Annotated in this window: 1 protein-coding gene; it reads left to right on the top strand. The window is 49.1% G+C overall.

The window, feature by feature from the left end; all coding sequences use genetic code 11:
- Positions 1–55: 55 nt before the first annotated feature.
- On the top strand, positions 56–544 hold a 489-nt coding region (locus J7438_RS27295), incomplete at its 3' end, for a carbohydrate porin (protein WP_353620210.1).

Raw genomic sequence — 544 nt, 5'->3', positions numbered from 1 at the left:
GACTGCAGCATGCGAGATGGCGAACACACAACAACACACTTGAAGGAATTTGGTTGTGACCAAAGCAAGACTTCTGCCACTGGCTGGTGCTATTTCAGCTATCGTATTTTCTGCTGCTGCTTCTGCGGCGACTGTGGATTTCCATGGTGTCGTTCGTTCTGGCGTTGGCCTTTCTGCAGGAGGCGGGGATCAAGAAGCATTCCAGGCCAAAGGAGCCGCCTCAAAGTTCCGTCTGGGCAACGAAACCGAAACTTACGGTGAAATCAAGCTGGGTTCTGAACTATTCAACAACGGTGAACAATCTTTCTACCTCGACAGCAACATAGCATTTAGTGTTGATCAGGCTAAAGACTGGGAAGAAAAGAGTCCTGCATTCCGCGAGTTCAACGTTCAGGCCAAAGGTGTTTTAGGCTTTGCTCCTGAAGCTACACTGTGGGCTGGTAAGCGTTACTACAAACGCCAGGATGTTCACCTTTCAGACTTTTACTACTGGAACGTTTCCGGTCCGGGTGCAGGTGTAGAAAATATTGATGTTGGCTTTGCC

This window comes from Thalassotalea sp. G20_0, from assembly GCF_017744175.1.
Classification (GTDB): domain Bacteria; phylum Pseudomonadota; class Gammaproteobacteria; order Pseudomonadales; family Endozoicomonadaceae; genus Endozoicomonas.
This window is presented reverse-complemented; position numbering and strand designations above follow the sequence as displayed.